Origin of the sequence: Cryobacterium zongtaii (assembly GCF_002909375.1) — a bacterium.
Lineage (GTDB): Bacteria > Actinomycetota > Actinomycetes > Actinomycetales > Microbacteriaceae > Cryobacterium > Cryobacterium zongtaii.
On sequence record NZ_PPXD01000024.1, the window covers coordinates 104,952 to 121,844 of the forward strand.

Annotated in this window: 14 protein-coding genes and 2 pseudogenes; 7 read left to right on the forward strand and 9 right to left on the reverse strand. The window is 60.8% G+C overall.

Annotation, left to right across the window (positions count from 1 at the left end; genetic code table 11):
- Positions 1-18: 18 nt before the first annotated feature.
- Positions 19-663 carry a recombinase family protein gene (locus C3B61_RS15255; RefSeq protein ID WP_103461448.1) on the reverse strand — a complete coding sequence of 215 codons (645 nt, stop codon included), beginning with the start codon at positions 661-663 and terminating at the stop codon, positions 19-21.
- A gap of 318 nt (positions 664-981) precedes the next feature.
- On the opposite strand from C3B61_RS15255, the gene C3B61_RS15260 reads away from it, so the two are divergent.
- Entirely contained in the window at positions 982-1,557 is a 576-nt protein-coding gene (locus C3B61_RS15260; RefSeq protein WP_103461436.1) for a DUF4232 domain-containing protein, read from the forward strand.
- Positions 1,558-1,882: 325 nt separating this feature from the next.
- Here the strand turns inward: C3B61_RS15260 and C3B61_RS19535 are convergent, their stop codons facing one another.
- Complete coding sequence (locus C3B61_RS19535; protein ID WP_133160330.1) at positions 1,883-2,383, reverse strand: hypothetical protein; 501 nt, start codon at positions 2,381-2,383, stop codon at positions 1,883-1,885.
- Between the two features lie 612 nt (positions 2,384-2,995).
- Positions 2,996-3,895, reverse strand: coding sequence for a hypothetical protein (locus tag C3B61_RS15270; protein ID WP_103461438.1), 900 nt, complete (start codon positions 3,893-3,895; stop codon positions 2,996-2,998).
- Between the two features lie 591 nt (positions 3,896-4,486).
- Here C3B61_RS15270 and C3B61_RS15275 point away from each other — a divergent pair.
- Both C3B61_RS15275 and C3B61_RS15280 read left to right on the forward strand, forming a co-directional pair.
- Complete coding sequence (locus C3B61_RS15275) at positions 4,487-5,083, forward strand: recombinase family protein (protein WP_088458267.1); 597 nt, start codon at positions 4,487-4,489, stop codon at positions 5,081-5,083.
- A gap of 7 nt (positions 5,084-5,090) precedes the next feature.
- Positions 5,091-5,399, forward strand: a complete 309-nt coding sequence (locus C3B61_RS15280) for a helix-turn-helix domain-containing protein (RefSeq protein ID WP_244285958.1) — start codon at positions 5,091-5,093, stop codon at positions 5,397-5,399.
- 543 nt (positions 5,400-5,942) lie between these two features.
- Here the strand turns inward: C3B61_RS15280 and C3B61_RS15285 are convergent.
- Both C3B61_RS15285 and C3B61_RS20330 read right to left on the reverse strand, forming a co-directional pair.
- Positions 5,943-7,916 (reverse strand): GH25 family lysozyme, encoded by a 1,974-nt coding sequence (locus C3B61_RS15285; RefSeq protein ID WP_240632544.1) that lies wholly within the window; start codon positions 7,914-7,916, stop codon positions 5,943-5,945.
- Between the two features lie 6 nt (positions 7,917-7,922).
- A pseudogene (locus C3B61_RS20330) lies at positions 7,923-8,363 on the reverse strand (M23 family metallopeptidase); the annotation flags it as partial.
- A 418-nt stretch (positions 8,364-8,781) separates the two neighbouring features.
- Here C3B61_RS20330 and C3B61_RS19540 point away from each other — a divergent pair.
- A complete protein-coding gene (locus tag C3B61_RS19540; RefSeq protein WP_133160331.1) occupies positions 8,782-8,988 on the forward strand; it encodes a hypothetical protein in 207 nt (68 codons plus the stop codon).
- Positions 8,989-9,036: 48 nt separating this feature from the next.
- Here C3B61_RS19540 and C3B61_RS15295 read toward each other — a convergent pair whose 3' ends face one another.
- From C3B61_RS15295 to C3B61_RS15310, 4 genes are all read right to left on the reverse strand, one after another.
- Positions 9,037-10,317 (reverse strand): LCP family protein, encoded by a 1,281-nt coding sequence (locus C3B61_RS15295; protein WP_341866779.1) that lies wholly within the window; start codon positions 10,315-10,317, stop codon positions 9,037-9,039.
- Between the two features lie 343 nt (positions 10,318-10,660).
- The gene (locus C3B61_RS15300) at positions 10,661-11,248 is read right to left on the reverse strand and encodes a hypothetical protein (protein ID WP_103461441.1); all 588 of its coding nucleotides are present in this window, start codon (positions 11,246-11,248) and stop codon (positions 10,661-10,663) included.
- 257 nt (positions 11,249-11,505) lie between these two features.
- Entirely contained in the window at positions 11,506-11,886 is a 381-nt protein-coding gene (locus C3B61_RS19545) for a hypothetical protein (RefSeq protein WP_133160332.1), read from the reverse strand.
- A 348-nt stretch (positions 11,887-12,234) separates the two neighbouring features.
- Positions 12,235-13,008 (reverse strand): response regulator transcription factor, encoded by a 774-nt coding sequence (locus C3B61_RS15310; protein WP_088458258.1) that lies wholly within the window; start codon positions 13,006-13,008, stop codon positions 12,235-12,237.
- A gap of 497 nt (positions 13,009-13,505) precedes the next feature.
- On the opposite strand from C3B61_RS15310, the gene C3B61_RS15315 reads away from it, so the two are divergent.
- The 3 genes and pseudogenes from C3B61_RS15315 to C3B61_RS19930 all read left to right on the forward strand — a co-directional run.
- On the forward strand, positions 13,506-14,066 hold the full coding sequence (locus C3B61_RS15315; protein WP_088458256.1) for a recombinase family protein: 561 nt from the start codon (positions 13,506-13,508) through the stop codon (positions 14,064-14,066).
- 351 nt (positions 14,067-14,417) lie between these two features.
- Positions 14,418-16,055, forward strand: a complete 1,638-nt coding sequence (locus C3B61_RS15320; protein ID WP_133160333.1) for a hypothetical protein — start codon at positions 14,418-14,420, stop codon at positions 16,053-16,055.
- A 450-nt stretch (positions 16,056-16,505) separates the two neighbouring features.
- Positions 16,506-16,893 (forward strand): annotated as a pseudogene (locus C3B61_RS19930) (transcriptional regulator); the annotation flags it as partial.

Genomic DNA, 16,893 nt, shown 5'->3' on the forward strand with positions numbered 1-16,893 from the left:
GCGCTGTAATCCGGTGTGTCACGGCTTTCGTGATGTCCGTCGAACGGAAGCAGGACGGTTCAAGATCCGAGTTCCATCCGCTCGGATCTCGCCGGTTGGCGACACGTGTCGGTAGAGGGTTTGTCGGGAGATGCCAAGCTCGTCGCAGAGTTCGCCGACGTTCGTCTCCGGGTTGCCCATTGCCGCCATCGCTGTGCGCACCTTTGTAGGGGTCATCGTGAAGGGCCGGCCCCCGACGCGACCCCTGGCTCGGGCGGATGCGAGGCCGGCGACGGTACGTTCGGAGATCAGTTCCCGTTCGAATTCGGCCAGGGCGGCGAAGATCCCGAACACGAGCTTTCCCGCCGCGGTGGTCGTATCGATCGCGGCGCCCTGCCCGGTGAGGACCTTGAGCCCGACGCCTCGGGCAGTGAGGTCATGAACAGTGTTGACCAAGTGGTGCAGGTCGCGGCCGAGCCGATCAAGTTTCCAGACAACGAGAGTGTCACCGTCTCGAAGAGACTTCAGGCAGGCGACGAGTCCCGGCCGGTCGTCTTTCTTTCCCGAAGCGTGATCCTGATAAAGCAGCTCCGCGTCGATCCCGGCTTCGAGAAGTGCGGCGCGTTGCAGGTCGGTCGTTTGAGTGCCGTCAGATTTTGAGACGCGCATGTACCCCATGAGCACGGTCAAGACTCCTGTCACATATACGTTCGAATATGTGACTGTTAGCGCTTTGTGGCGGCGTTCTGTGATCGCTCTTTGGCGCATCGACCTGGTAACCCTCGTTGTCTCAGAGCGGGTGGGCAGCGTCTTGTATCCGATGGGGTTTGACACTCTGAGGTTGCGAGACACTTCACCCCGTCGGAGGTCAAGTCTGCGATAAGGTCCGAATCTTCACAGCGGTCGGACGGCTGCCACACCGTCGGCCCGCCATATACTGCACACACAGCAAGGCTCAAACCGGGGGGGGGGGGGGGGCCAGATGAACGTTCNATCCAAGTAATGGGACTGCTGACGCTGCTCCTGGCGGCAGTTGGACTCACGGCTTGCGCGGACGCGGCACCCGACGCCACGAACTTAGCTTCCCCGGCGTCGCCGACATCAAGCGAGACGCCGGCGGCAATCGCTTCGACGACGCCCGATGTCCCAGCAGCGGGCTGCGATTTCACGTCGACAAGGGAAATCTTCAAACAGGACTATCCGGAGAGCGATGGCCTCTTCTACATAAAGCTGACCAACACGACCTCGACGGGCTGCGAGCTGTCGGGGTATCCGGACGCTGACTTGATCGACTCATCCGGTCTAACCGTGGGAGGCCCTGTTTCACAACTCAACGACATCCCGGACCAGGTAGTCTCCGTGGAACCCGGGGGCGCCGCCTATGTGCTGATTGGATTCAGCGGGCGCACCCGCTTCCCGAATTGCAACCTCGTCGGCGCAGATGCAATCCGGATCCGAATTCCTCAGACCGGCCAGGAAATCCTGACAGATGTGAAGGATCTCTTAATTTGCGACCCAGACACCGCGGGGTTCTTGACGTTCAACATCGCGCCGACGAAGGACAATGTCATCTCCTAATTGGATGATTGATCCGAGATGACCTCGGGGTCGATGGAATCATCCCCTTTTTCGGCCGCGCCGAGGGCGGCCCGCCCGCCGCCATCGTCTTAACGGTTTAGTTGGCGAAAACGCTGACGGACCCGTGGCCATGCGACCGGCGATCGGTTTGCGTTCGTGAGCACGGCGTGAAGCAGGCTGCGCAAGCCGTTTCGGTTGCGAGACACCGCTCGCTCTCCAGCGTCAGATTTCCGAGCGCCAACCTTCACATGCTGCGGGTGATACCTGTACCCGCGGCGCGATCATCCAGGCTCGCTCTGCGAGACGCAGACTCTAGTCACAGCTATCAGCCCTGGAGTGCCTCCACAGATCCGAGGAACGCTGAGTAACTGGCGTAGTAAGTAACACCATCACGATGGGCCATCGCGGGTATCTCATTATTGTCCGGGTGGGTGGAAGCTTGGATGGAGCCATCCACGGGGGCGTTAATATCAGTCCAGCCCGACGCGAGAAGCTGCTGCTTGTGCACATCCCAGTCCTCAGCGGTTTGTGCTGCTTGGGCAAACCACACTCGAACGTCACCGCCCCCGCGGGTCCAGTAGCAGCCGAAGCCATCATCCATGATCGACTGCATCTCATCGTCGAGCACGAAGATGTCAGGTTCCAGCTTGAAGCCGTCGGCTTCAAGACTGCTGTACTCCTCGGCGGTGAAAACTGTCTCGCACGTTGCGGCCGCGGTCGGATCAGTCGGCTGAGATGTCGGCGTTGATGATGATGTCATTGAAACTGTGGGCATGGGTGGCTGGGCGGGTGGTGAGCAGGATGCCAGCAGCATGCTGGTTGCCACTGCGCCGACTATCCCGCCGATTGCTCGATTCATTCATTCCCCCAGTTATTGAAATCGTCCCAATGATATGGGACCAGAATCAGTACTTCCTGACGCCGGGCACGACAGAGCCTTCCGTGATACTGCGCGATCATGTCAGCGACTGCGCTTGTACGCGGCGCGGGCATATCGATGACGGGCTCGGGTTTCACCCGATCGAACAGTCCATGAAGTCGGGTAGCGACCGACCAGGGTGCAATGGGCGACCCCAACGGTTTTCGTCCCATACTGCGATTAGAAATCGCGTCTCATATCCCTAGGCATGCGAGACATGTCCGGATACGAGACACGCCACCTGCCCGCTCGTCGCGTGAAGAGGAGACCTCCTACGTCTCGTATTCCATCGCTTATGAGCCGTGCAGGCGACCTTGGGTGACGCCGCGATTTTCCGCGGGTGTGTAGTTGTTCAAAAGTCGTTGCCTGTGATTTTTGCCGCTATGTCACGGCGTTCTGTGATCGCTAATTGGCGCATAGACCTGGTTGCTGACTGGGAGTCAGCGTCTTGTATTTCATGCGTTGTGAGGCACCCAGGTTATGAGATGCGGCGGACCGTAGGCGATGAATGGGCGAGCATCATTTGCCGTCGAGGGTGAACTCCACTTTCTGTATGTCATTGAGGCAAGAGAGTCGTGCTTTGGACAATTCCGAGTCCGCCGCCTGCAGATCGACAGTAGAGCTCCAGAATTCACTGGCGGGAGCGAAGTCATATCCCATGACGCCAGGGTCAACCGCCACCTGGTCGACGCACTGCAATGTCGCATCCGAGGGAGGCTCTGAAACGAACGAAGTGAGAGATCGATATTTCGTTTCGAACCCGCTCGAGTAGGAGGCGAGGTCGCTGTCGATGACGGTAACGAAAGAGGATTCCGGGGGCAGAAACGCCTGATAGGCCTCCATGCTCGCTGCGAAGGCGGTGGAAGTAAACCCTTCCGCTGGCAGCGACGAAACGAGCTGGAGGTTGGTCCCGTTATCGGAGTTGCGAGGGTCTTCCAGCCAAGGTGCCCTAAGCCACGCATGATCTACTGCGCTACTGGCAACTGCACGGTCCACGATCTGTATACGAGCCCAATTTGACGCGTCGTCTGCGGTAAGACTTACCGCGTTACCCGCTGTAAACAGGGTGACGTACACAGTGACGTCGGCTTTAGGATCGACTCGGGTGCGCACCCATTCGGTAATGAGCCGGGCCGTGGAATCCACCTCCGCAGAATCGCTCTCGTCACCCAAGGTCACGTCAAAGACAACCATCGTTCCTGGCTCGAGGAACCCCGACAGCCAGTTTCTCGTGCGAACGCTCTTGACTCCCTCAACCGAACCGACGAAGTCGATAAACGCAGCCTTCACGGTCGAGGAACCAACCAGCTCGGGCGCCTGGGCCGTGCAACCAACCGTGAGAATGATGGCCGGCAGAAGCGCGATCATCGCGAACCGTTTAGAGCCTGCCAGCCACCGATGTGCGCTGTTGATCGCCACGGTGTTGTTTCTCACAATTGGCACTTCTCATTCCCTGGGATCGAGTTCACGATCCGACTATAGGAGGAACCCGAACTCGATCGACTGATCAAGTCTCATAAACGGCTTGGCACTGGCCTTATCATGACCAGTCGGCATCCCGATGTTTCGCATGCCACGGACTCAGATTGACGAGAGGATGCCCTCACTCGCGCAGTTCTAATCCTGGGCAGACTTCCTCATCGCTCACGACGAGCCCGGCTCAGAGGAGAGGGGAGTCTCGAATCCCTAGGGGTATGAGGCGTCTCACCGATACGATCGGGGCCCTCCAAGGACCTTAGGGATTTCGGTGCGCGGAGAATCTCGCAACCGCGTTGCATAACCTCCTGGTCGGTTACCCGCACTCACTGTCAGTTATGAGACGCCGACGGCGTGCAGGGCGACCGCGACGTGCAGTCTCAGAAAGGTAAAGCATTTCGAGACATGTGAACTCTCTCCAACCGACGCGTCGAAGTGGCGGATTTCCGGGAGGCAATTTGTCTTGGAAAGATGTCTCACCGTGAAATGTCTTTGTTCCACCGCTTCTAGTAATTTCTAAGGCAGAATGGATACGTGAGACATCTTGGATATACACGGGTCAGCACCAGAAGCCAAGACGCGAAGTTGCAGGTCGACGCTCTGGTCAAGTCGGGCGTGCAAGAACGGGACATCTTCGCCGACGTCACCTCCGGCAGCCGGACCGCGATCTCACGCCCCGGGATAAAGAAGCTACTCGAGTACGCCCAGCCCGGCGACACCGTCGTGGTGTGGAGGGTCGATCGCCTCGGACGGTCCCTGATCGATGTGCTCAACACCGTGAAGCTGCTCCGTGAGCGTGACATACAGGTGAAGAGCATCTCGGACGGTATCGACCCGTCGACGACGTCGGGCCGACTGATGCTGAACATGCTCGCAACCCTCGCCGAATACGAACGCGAGCTGATCACCGAGCGCGTGAACGCAGGCATCACAGCTGCCCGAAATGGCGGCACCAAGTTTGGTCGGCCCTTGTCCGATCCCGCGGTCGTGGCCGACAAACTCAAGCTCGTCACCGAGGCCCGGGCGAAGGGCCGCACGGCGGAGGATGCGGCAAAGCTCGTCGGGTGGAGTCGTGCCACTTTGTACCGGCATCAGCAGGCCTTAGCGGCCCGCGAAAGCACCACTGTGTAGGTGCTTTGTGGACGCGGCCGAGCGGTGGCGTGTTCTTCGACTGCATGTCGAAGACCAGATCCCTCTCGCCGCCCTCGCCCGTGAGACGGGGATCTCCGCTCGGACTTTGCAGCGCTGGCACCAGCTCTACCGGGCAGGCGGCAGTACATCCCTCGACCCGCGTGACCGCAAAGACAAGAGTGTTCGCCGAACTTCGGCCGAGACGGTCGCGTTCATCGAACAACTTGCACTCTGCCGGCCGCGCCCGAGTCTCGCCACGCTGCATCGTCTCGCCGTCACCGATGCTCAGGCGCGTGAGCTGCCGGCGCCGAGCTAGCCAGCATCCTCGTCATCGGCAACTAGCGACACGGAACGATCAAAGAACACCGCCAAAGAGCGGCAAACTCCACACGCGTCATTCCGGGCGTGTTGCTCAGCCAGGGGAGTGATCGCTAGACGATCCTCAAGATGACAGACCCAACCGGCAGTGATGCCGCGCTGGAGTACGTCAGCAGAACTCGGCTGTAGCCAAGCCCCGGTGAACATGGCGTCTGGTCGGGCTTCCACGCTAGACCAGCTCCCTAGTCACGCCCTGGCTAAAGAAGTCAAGACGCGTGGGACAACGGGCATGCAGCGGACGCTCGCGTGTTAGAAATCCAAACCGAACTCATGAAGGTCTCGAACTGGCTGGATCAAATGTTTACCGATTCAACTCCGCTCGGGCTGCCCGATGCGAGCCCTGCTGCGGTGAGATTTACCGGGCTATTGCGTTGGTCACAGGTGCCTGATCTGACGAGAACCGGCGTTGCGCGGCCGACACACGTGGAAATGTGAGTGCCCGTTGTCGGGCACTCACATTCACCAACGATTCAGCAACCCACTACGCGAGCAGCTCCTGCAGTCCGCCGTACGTAAGTGGGCCAGGGATCCCATCGATCAGGCCCTGGTAGCCACCGCGACTGGCCATGCTCTGCATCGCCTTGTAGGTGTTGGTGCCCGGAACCCCGTCCAGCGGTCCCGTGTATCCGACACCGTAGAGGAAGGTCTGAAGACCCGCCCAGCTGCGCGGACCCATGACCCCGTCGAGGGGGCCGCGATAGCCGCCCAGCTTGGCGATGCGCTGCAGGGCGCGGTAAGTGTTCGTTCCCGGCGCACCGTCAGCTGCGCCGCCGTAGCCGAAGTTGGCCAGAACGACCTGGACGCCCGCCCACGAATTCGTGCCCATCACGCCGTCGGCGATGCCGGTGTAGCCGCCCTTGGCAGCGAACCGCTGAAGCGCCGCCCAGGACATCGTGCCCATCGCGCCGTCGATCGGTCCTCGATACTTGTAGCCAGCAAGAACCTGCTGAACACCCTTCCAGGTGTTCGTGCCCGGGGCACCATCGACCGCGCCCGTGTACCCGCCCGCTTTTGCCAGGCGCTGCAGGATGGTGCCTGCGTAGCTGTCGGGCGCTCCGCCGGCCGTGTCGCTGAGGTACTTCGCGATTCCTGCCCACGTCGCCGGCCCCGGGATCCCGTCTACGGCACCGGAGTAGTCGCCGACCTTGGCCACCAGCTGCAGACCGATGTAGGTGTTGCGACCGGGGACCCCATCGACGGGGCCGGAGTAGTACTCGAGGTCGGTCAGGACGTTCTGCACGCCCTTCCAGGTGTTGGTGCCGGGGATGCCGTCGATCTCACCGCCGTAGTTGCCCCGCTTGGCGAGGGTCTGGAGGATCTTCCCCTCAGCGATGGAGATGGAGATCGTCGGGGTCGCACCGCCAGAACCACCGTTGCCGGGAATTGCGCCAGCAGGTGGGCCGGTGACACCGTTCGGCGGCTGGGTGAGGCCGGCAAATGCGCTCAGCTTGGCCACGTTCAGATCGACATCGGTGCCATTCTGGTTGCCCGTCCACGAATACTGGTGGATCGCCCAGTCAGAGAACGCGGTGATGTTCACCGTCCCTGGGACGCCATCCGGCGCGGCGATCCACAGCTTGGCGCCCAGCGCCCGAACCTCGGGCCACGAGCTCCCCGAAAGATCCGCACGGTTGATGTACATGAACGGCACGTACCCGAGCCGAGTCTTGACGGCCCGCATGAACACCGCTGCTTCTGCGTCGGTCCACTTGCGGCCGGTGTTGATCGCTTCGTTGTCCAGCGCCAGGATATCGCCGGCGCGGTAGTCGAATAGATTGTCCAGGAAGTACGCGGCGTCGACGGCGGGCGTGTTTGAGCCCACCATCCAGTAGTGGCCCACGAGCAGGCCCGCGGCGCGGACTCGCGAGACCTCGGTCACGTAATGAGGTGCGACGTAGGTGGGAACGACGTTGGATCCGCCTGCTTTGACGATTGCGAACTGGTAGCCCGCCGCGCGGAGCGCCTGGAAATCGAATCCACGCTGACTGGTTCCGACATCGACCCCGTAGACGCCCTGGAAGCCGGCGGGCGGCGGGGTTGTGGTGGGCGAGGAGTTCAGCCAGTTCTCGAGTCCCTGATAGGTGTAGGTGCCGGGGAACCCGTCCACCAGTCCGCCGTAGCCTCCGAGCTGGGCCAGCCGCTGAACACCCTTCCAGGTGTTCGGACCCACGATTCCGTCGATGGGACCCGAGTAGAAGTTCTTCGCCGTGAGGACCGTCTGGATACCCTTCCAGGTGTTCACTCCGGGGACTCCGTCGATGTCGCCCTGGTAGTTGCCCTTCTGGGCCACCCGCTGCAGAATCTTTCCCTGAGCGATGCTTATCTGGATCCCGCCGGAACCGCCACCGGTGTTCCCGCCGCCGGACGCGCCTCCGAGGATTTCGCGGATGAGCGGTGCGGGGTCGGAAAGACCCGGGCCACCGAACGCGGCCTGGTTGTCGGGGCCGCGGGTCATGTGGAGGTGAGGGCCATCCCACGAAGAGCCCGCATCAGCCTGGTTCGAAGCCGCCTGGCCGATGATCTGACCTTGGGCTACTGACTCTCCTTCGCTGACCCGAATCCCTGCGAGGTGACAATATGCGCTGAAGTCACCCGGTCCGGACTCGATGCAAACAGTGCCCCCGAGATATGGGGACCGCTGAGTCAGACGGACGACTCCGGCGCGAAGCGCCGGAATGTCCTGGCCACCGGACGCGTAGATGTCATGGCCGCGGTGGCCAAGCGAGCTGTACCACTCGGCCATGAGGCCAAAGCGGTTACCCCACCGGGATTCTGCGTAAAAAGATAGAACGTTTGCTGGCACAGCCATTGGGTTCTCTTTCCGTAGTTTCACCAGCTGTTTTGCTGGTGAAACTGACGCTACGGAGAGAGCTATCTCCTCTAAATCGCCCTGGAGACCCATCTCTGATAACCCATTCGGGCCAGAGCACGATTGCTATGGACGAGGCCTGTTCGGGAACTCCCAGTTCCTTTGCCCCCAAAAGGGGGGTCGCCGGCTGACCGACACGCGTTACTCAAGGCCACATACTTGAGCCATGAAACGCACAGTCATGCTGCCAACGTTGGCCGTCCTCGCGTCCCTCGCCCTGACGGGCTGCGCACCCTCGGCCCCGGTGGCGCAGCCGACTGAGGGCGAAGAGCCACCGGCATCTTCTGCCGAAACCGAGCCCACGTCGTCCCCCTCGGCGGAAGTGCGCGGGGCAGACACCCCCCTCGAACCAATCGACGCCTACGCTCTGTGCAAGGCGCAGACCCTGTCACTAGCCAACCCGGCTTCGCCCTCTGGAATATCGTGGGCCCCGTTTGACAGTGCCATCTCATTGGTCCGCGACGACGGTGCAATCGGCATCTACATCGAAGCCACCAACGAGAACCGGGCCGAAGGAAGCGACGGGCGGGACATCGCCCTTTTCTGCAGGGTCGGCGGGACCATAGGTGAGCCCGACTGGCTCGGCTTCGGCGTTGGCTCGAGAGAGACAGACCGCGACTACATCCTTGACATACTGTCAAGGACGGACCAAGCCTGAGCGTGGCCGGCGCTCTCTGCAGCGTTTGAGGACCCTCGAGCTGCGGGCTTATTCCGCTGCCGGCGGCGGCGCCAATGCAGCAGCGATCAGGCCACGAATGTAGTCGTAGTCCGGATCTGTCGGGTCGACGCCGTTGTCCGGGACGAGCTCAACGGTGCTCATCGGGAGAGCCTTCGTCTTCCCCGCCAGGTTGGTGAAATAGCCCAACGCGCCCTGGGGGATGTCTGTCTTGACCACTTGCTGGCCGGCCGCCGCGATCCCCTGGAATTTGGTGAGCACGTTCGCTGGCGTGAACTGCGTGAGGATCGCCTGCTGCAGGACGCGCTGACGGGCCATGCGGTCGTAGTCGCTGGTGGTGTGGCGTGACCTGCCGTACCAAAGTGCTGTCCAACCGTCCATATGCTGCTGGCCCGCCTCGACCCAGCCTTCGACATCGCTGAGATCCTCATTCCGACCACCGATCGGCAGCCGCTCGGCCACGTTGATGTCCACACCGCCGAGCGCGTCGATGAGGTCAGAGAATCCTTGCATGTCGATCAGCGCGTAGTACTGAATCGTGAGGCCGGTGATGCCGCGGGCGGCGTCGCGCATGCCCTCGATGCCGGGTTCGCTTCCCGCAGCCTCAGCGTCGGGATACATTTCCGGGCTCTTCTGATCCACCTCGGTGTAAATCGAGTTGAGCATGCAGGCGTCCACGTCACAGTAGTCCTCGTACCCATAGCCGTCCGGGTATGCCTCATGCAGCGGAGAGTCCTCAGGGAAGGGGATCAGGTTGAGATCTCGAGGCAGTCCGATAATGACGGCCTGTCCGGTGTCGGCGTCGATGCTGACCACCGACATGCTGTCCGGGCGCATACCCTGTCTGTCAGAGCCGGAGTCCCCACCCATGACCAGGATGTTGTAGCGCCCGTCGGCGGGCGGCTCAGACGGCGCGGTGATGAACATCGTCGAGAGGACCCCACTGGCCGTGGTGGCAACGTACGCACCGTAGCCAGACGTTCCAGCGACGGCGACCATGACCACGGTGGCCAGCCCCGCAATGTAGGGACGAGCCTTAGGTCGGATCCTCACCAGGCGCGACAGTCGGAGGGTGTCGAAGGTCAGGACCACCCACAGCGCGCTGTAGAAGAGCATCACGGCGGCGATGATCCACAACGCGACTGAGTTGGTGGCCACGGAGAGCACGAGCTCGGAGTTGACCTTGTAGAGCACTCCGATCGACACCAAAAGGAGGAGGAAGGTCAGGGACGCGCGCAGACCGAACCGGCCGAGACCACGGCTGCCAGCGAGAACCTGCGCAGAGCCGGGTAGAAGGATGTTCAAGACCACGAGCCACCACGCTCGCCTCGTCATGAGTGGGCGAGAGGTGGAGTCCGGGTGGCGGATCGGGCTGGACGCCCCCATTGAGAACACGTGTCCCCTTCTCACTTGCACGTCAGCAGGCCGATATTGGTGCCCCGGCGTGTCCACGGTCTTCTCGGAACGACCCGATAATAACCGCCCCAAGGACCTCCCAGAAGCACTGAGCACACACTACGCCAGGCTGCAGGGTCCACGAGATCAACCGCGTGGCCTAGCCACTGTTTGGCCCGAGATCACTCCCTAACTGGGGGGATGCCTGTGGCCCGCCCCGTCCGCGTTCACGGAGGGAGTCGGGCCACAGGGCTATTCCTTAGTTGGCATAGTGCTTGTTGAGGTATCCCGCAATTGCCCGCCAGGACTGGGCATTCTGTGCACCGTTGACGCCGCCAGTGCTGAAGCCTTCCCCTTCAGCCATGAGCTGAAGACCCTTCATGGTCTTCGTGTCAAGAACGCCTGTACGCGTCCCGGTGAAAACGCCCTGGTAGCTGAGGACGTACTGGACCCCGCGCCACGAGTTCGGGCCCATCACGCCGTCGATCGGACCGGTGTAGTCCCCGAACTTCGCCAGGCACTGCATCAGTGCCCACATACGCGAGCCGGGAACGCCATCTTCGGCGGTTGAGGTTCGAGGCAGGGAGCCGCAGCGGGGCGGCGTCGCCATCGTCCCCATTGCCCCGTCGGTGACGGAATCATCGGTGGGGAGGGCAGGGGAAGACGCCGAGGCGGGCACCTCTACCACGGCTTCGACAGGCGCGACCTGCTCTGCTGGGGCGGAGGAAACGACCTGTTCGGGAGGAGCTTCCGGGACGGACTCAGCCGCCCACGCTCCGGTGCTCGCCGTGAGGCTGAGCAGCACGACCGTCAGGATTCCGACGCCTCGAGTGGTGATTTTGGACATAGTTGTATTGCTCAAAGTAGGTTCTTCCCCCAAATCACAGATCGCGAGTTTGCGGTCCTGATCAGGAATAATCCCATTGCCACAAAGTCCCATCAAGCCCCCCTTCGAGCGGCTTTCGGCACCGCGAACTGAGGTATACGGTTGGGCTGCAGAGCCAGATCCTGATGGCGCTCGCACTGGCGTACGAGACCGTCCGGGGGCTTGCCCAATGTGTCCAGGTGATCTGAGCGAACCGGATTCGACCGGGCGTGATGGCTTCAGCTCATGCCAGTACTATCAACCTCGCCCCGATCAACACCGCCATCCGTCGCCTCGGCGTGATCTGCCACAATCACCTCAGGATTTGGACCGAGCTCGACACCAGGCATCCTGGTCTGCACGAGCATTTTTCGAACCCACTCGCTCACCAGTGGGTTCGCCATCAGTTGCGCCATCAGCTTGACGGCGAACGCAGCGAGGGTCACGGCCGCGTTCACCGAAGCGAACACCCATCCGGGTACTGCCGAGTTGAATGGAGGCTCAGAGATGAACGCCTGAATAGTGAGCAACACTGCATTGACTGTGGGTAGCACCATCAGCAGAACCGCCGCAGGTTTTTGCCAGATCGACGTCGTTCCGGTGCCATTCAGGGGTGACATGCGTGCTCCTCGGTTTGTGCTGAAACTTGAGCGGCTGGTCGCTGAATTCGCGCTAAGGGCGTTGGGTGGGAGATCCCGCACTTGACGGTCCGCTCGCCCAATAAATACCTGTGCATCTGGCCCTCCAGCTCGCAGGCACCCGCGGGAATGCGGATGTCGTTGGCTGTGGGAACTGAATATATTCGGGGCGAAGACGGGGCTGAATCGCACCGTGGGTCATGATTTCTTGGGCCATTCGGTTCATGCGTGCCAGCTGTCAAGGTCGGCGCCGACGGAAGTGCGGACCCCCGGCTCGGCTAAACCAGTGTCCTTCGACACGGGCAATCGCTCGTCCGAATCTGTGGCATTTCAACCCAACTGCACGAGACCCAGAGCGACCCCGCGCCGAAGAGCATCCACTCTCGAATTGACAGAAAGCTTCACGTAGATATTGGCGACATGGCGTTTAGCCGTGGCTGTCGAGACGCTGAGAATCCGAGCAATCTCTTTGTTCTGCTTGCCTTCGGAAAGCAGTTCGAGGACCTCAATCTCTCGCCGTGACAGCAGTGATGATCCAGGCGCATGTGACGACGCAGAGCCACGCTGTTGCGTATTCTGACGACGCCTAGAGTGCGGTACCGCCGCCACTTTCGCCCACAACCCCGTCAAGGTCTCAGACTTCGAGACCAAACTCCATGCACCGGCCGGCGCCTCGCTGTCCGGCTGCAAATCCGACAGAACGACAACCCTCGTAGATGGTGAATACTGTGCCACCGTCGCAATCACGAGGTTCAGTGGAGGTCCCGGAGCGTCAACGTCGACAACGAGCACTTGCGGCTGGTGCACTCTGCTCAGAATGACGGCGTCGTTTCCATCCGATCCCACACCGAGGACCTCGATATCAGCATCCGCTGGAATGGATTGAGCCAGCGCTTCCGCTACCAAACGGCTATTGCTGACAACAACGACTCGAACCGTGCCACTTCCATCGCGCAACGGTTGCATGTGAGTCGCGGACACGTATGTGTTGGCAGAACCGCGGACAACTGTGTGGTGACGTGAGAGCGCCTTGGCCCGAGTCTTGATTATCCGTTCGGTCCTGCCCTCCTTGGCTCCGTCGCCAACGATCTGGACCGCCCCCATTAGTCTCCTTGCGCATCGCTATCGACCCCCCAAACACCCGTGCCAAATCAAGGATGTGCGCCGCGAAACGGCGCTATGCCAAGACTAAAATCACCTCAGCGACACGACATGCCACACGCGATGCATCTCTCATGGCTCAAAAGGTGCACGGTCAACTTGGTCCACCTTGGCGGTCGAGGACCACCGCCAAAGCGTCGCCACAGGCATGTGTGAGGCCCTCTTCGTTGCCTTCCCCGACGTGCGCTGGTACAACAGCGCACTGAGCGAAAACAGCGGGCCACTCTTCCAGAGCATCCACGCCAAGCACCCGGAACGCCGCTACCCCGTCATTGCCACTCCGAACGGCAGGTACCCTGTCAGTGTCAGAGTGGGGTAAACCCCAACTAGGCGTCAGACACCGTCAATGTTGGGTGTCTGAATAGGGTTCCATTTGGATTGTTTGACAGTGCCTGTTGCTGGGTCCTAGAGTTCAACCGGACAGATTAGGTAGGAGCCCCATGACCGGCCAACGCGTGGGATATGTGCGAGTCAGCACCCTAGATCAGAACAGCGTCCGTCAGCTTGATGGCGTTGACGTTGACCGGGTCTTCGCGGATAGGGCGTCGGGGAAGGACCTGCACCGGCCCGAGCTGGAGGAACTGATCAAGTTCGTCCGAGACGGCGATACCGTGCTCGTGCACTCCATGGACCGACTGGCCCGTAACCTGGATGATCTGCGTTCGATCGTGCGCCGGCTTACGGCGAAGAAAGTGCGGGTCGAGTTCGTGAAAGAGCAACTGGCCTTCACTGGGGACGACAATGCCATGGCGAACTTGCTTCTGAACGTGATGGGGGCTTTCGCGGAGTTCGAGCGGTCGCTGATCCGTGAACGCCAACGTGAGGGTATTGCTCTGGCAAAGACTCGTGGGGTCTACCAGGGCCGTACGCGATCACTCGACGCTGCTCGTGCCGCTGAGCTGCGGGAAAAGGCCGCCGCTGGCGTACCGAAAGCTGCTCTCGCACGTGAATTCGGGATCAGCCGGGAAACTGTCTATGCCTACCTGCGCTCCAACGCGTAGTTTGTGGTCTACTCGCCAGGATGACAACCAAGATCAGGACCAATGCAGCGACAGCCATCGCGGTGATGCGGTTCACCCGACCATGGAAGTAACGCGATGAGTTGGCAGGGCAATCTTGAGTTACTCTTGTCCTCTGACAGAGCGTTCAAGCCCTCTCTTAGATTGGATGAATGTCTTCGTGAGGTGGATGCGTGGCTCCTCTCCGGCACGTCCCCGGCTCAATGGATGCGCAACGCGCGAAGCATCAGTGAGGAGCTCGAAGACACATGCGCGCATGTAGGACGAAGGCTTCGACGAGTTGTCAATCCGTTCATGGGAGCGGCACGAAGGGAAATTTCGACAATCGCGCGCGTGCGCAATCCGTCCCAACTAGCCCGCTCAGTAGCCCGCGAGAAGCTCCAACGGTTTTCATTTGAGCTAGCGTCAGACGGAGCGATTCGTGCGGCACTTGGTGACCTCCTCGATGCCGCGGAGGGGCAGACGACGTTGGAGGATGCGCAACAACTCGAGCACAGCTTACGTGCCTGCATCGCGATCCGGAGCCCTGACTTCGAACCTGATCTTCGCCCCATTAAAAGCGCGTTAGGCGGTTCAATTACCGGACCTCACAGCCACCGGGTCGACGGATTTACACATCAGTACGCGGCGCAAAGCCGGGCGGTGATTGAAAAGGCCGTGGAAGACCTTCTCGCGGTTCCGCGCAAGGGGCATTGTGTCGTTTGGATCGAATACGAGTTCGCGCTCGTCGATGACGCGCCGCTTGAAATGGGAGACGTGACGCTCTACGACTCTTACATGTTCATTCCTCAGGCTCGCAAAGACGACGGTATCGAGTTCCCGCACCGCGAAGAACTAAGGCAAGTTCTCAAAACAGGAGTCGAGTGGTGGCCAGGCGACGGCGCAACGATTCAATCGGACATTTACAGCGATCCAAACAGCTACGCGGTCGCGCGGGTCGACCTCGGAGTCAGAGCGGTGCGCGGCGCCAGCGAAGCGGCCGACATCCGGATGGATCTGATTCTTGCGCTCGCGACCGCGAATACAGGGAGCACCCGTTGGGTGTCGACAGGCGCAACTGTGGAGCTCGTCGACGGTCGAGTCGAGGGGCGCTCAGGGATATCGGCGCGTCGAAAGCCGACTGTCTCTCGCTACGGCATGGGGCTGACTGCGAAACAACTACCGCGCACTCCGCGAGACCTGTCTGTGGCTATCGGTACCCGCCCGATTCCGTACGAGATCACCGAGGCCGTACGACTCATCTCAGAGTCGGGTTTCGAGTCCGGCTATGAGAACACTTTCGGCACCACGCGCAGCAGGCACGCTCGGACCGCTGTCGGTCTTCGCAATCATGCGGTGGAACACATTGCCGCCTGGGGCGAACTCGGCGTAAGCGAACTGGACTGCGGTCTCTCGCGCAATTGGGCCTATCTCGATTGGCGGGCCGAACTCGGCAATACGGTCGTGTATTTGTTCCGACGAAACTGGGAGACGGCTCAAGTCAAAACCTTGTTGCCGAAGGTCTACCCACATGGGTTCGGAACAACGAAGTTCGAACGGGTGCATGCAAACGCACCAGAAATTCTTGCGATGTGCGATGTCCCAATGCAGAAGCAACGTCTGAAATCGCTCATGAGCGGGCTCGATTCAGAAGCTCACTTCCACCGCGCGGAACGACATTTTCAGCAGGGGATCGACCTCGAACTGAAGCGTTTGAGGCGCGTTCGCAATGCATTGGTTCACGGCAACCCGGTCCGGACTAGCACGATCGACTCCGTAGTCTCGATAGCTGAGCGTCGAAGCAGCGATGCGCTCGACCTCGCAATAGATGCGTTCTCAAAAGACATTCCGCTGAGTCAACGGTTGCGTGAAATTGAGAGTGAAGCTGTCGATCGAGATGCTCGGCTCGAGCGGGGACAGACACTGCTAGAGATCTGGGCAGAAACCGACGTGGCTCGCGGGCCCGAACAGCCCGACTACTCGCTGTACTAGTGAATGGGGGAGTCACATCTCGCTACAGTGCCCGGCGGCGACCTCGCATTAGCTGAAGTTAGGCGTCCCGGCTCGAGCGGCTGACTTGAGGAAGTCAGCAATCTAGTACGCCTCGTTCTGTCTCGAAAAAGACCCTCCCGGGACCTTGAGGCAGAAACTCCAATGAGACGATTTTCTGGGACGCTCGGCACGACGAAGAACTCGCGGGAAACTAGAGCATGGTTGGGCCGGGCTGACGTCTTATGAAGCTGTAGGTTTCCGAGACATGGTGTTTACGGAATTTCACAAGCATTATCTTCGTTGTGCTCGAGGTTGTTGGCGCCGTAGAGCGCCGGGGGAGCGGTGAAGAGCTGCTTCCGCTGGCCTGGCGGGTAGAAGACGTGCGCGCGACGAGCACGGTTGAGCGAACTGGGAGGTGCGGGAATGCGGTGTGCGTTGTAGCTTATAGAAATGTTTGCAAATGAGGGGGAGAGCTTCGTTGAAGTGTTCGTAGCTATCGCGGACACCTTGCAGACGGGCCATGACGTGATCGACACGATGGACGTTTTGGTTCGGGGGTGCACGATGTTCACGGCTGCTATCGCCGCGGGTATCCTCCTGGCCGATAGCAGTGACGTACTTCATGTTGCAGCGTCCAGTAGTGAGCGGGCCAGCGATGTGGAAGAGGAACAGCTCGGCGCCCACGAGGGTCCGTGCCTGGACGCATACCGGTCGGGAGCCACGATTGAAGTTTCCAGCATCGCCGACGCTCGAGGGACCTGGCCGGCCTTCAGCGATATCGCTGAGGCCCGCGGATATCGGGCTGTTCACTCTGTTCCTATACGGTTTGGTTCGCAGA

What these genes read in the sequence shown, in the direction of transcription:
- C3B61_RS15260 (WP_103461436.1), top strand. Translation starts at nt 982, where the DNA reads ATGGGACTGCTGACGCTGCTCCTGGCGGCAGTTGGACTCACGGCTTGC.
- C3B61_RS15310 (WP_088458258.1), bottom strand. Translation starts at nt 13,008, where the DNA reads ATGGGGGCGGTCCAGATCGTTGGCGACGGAGCCAAGGAGGGCAGGACC.
- C3B61_RS19545 (WP_133160332.1), bottom strand. Translation starts at nt 11,886, where the DNA reads ATGTCACCCCTGAATGGCACCGGAACGACGTCGATCTGGCAAAAACCT.
- C3B61_RS15300 (WP_103461441.1), bottom strand. Translation starts at nt 11,248, where the DNA reads ATGTCCAAAATCACCACTCGAGGCGTCGGAATCCTGACGGTCGTGCTG.
- C3B61_RS15315 (WP_088458256.1), top strand. Translation starts at nt 13,506, where the DNA reads ATGACCGGCCAACGCGTGGGATATGTGCGAGTCAGCACCCTAGATCAG.
- C3B61_RS15285 (WP_240632544.1), bottom strand. Translation starts at nt 7,916, where the DNA reads ATGACCCGCGGCCCCGACAACCAGGCCGCGTTCGGTGGCCCGGGTCTT.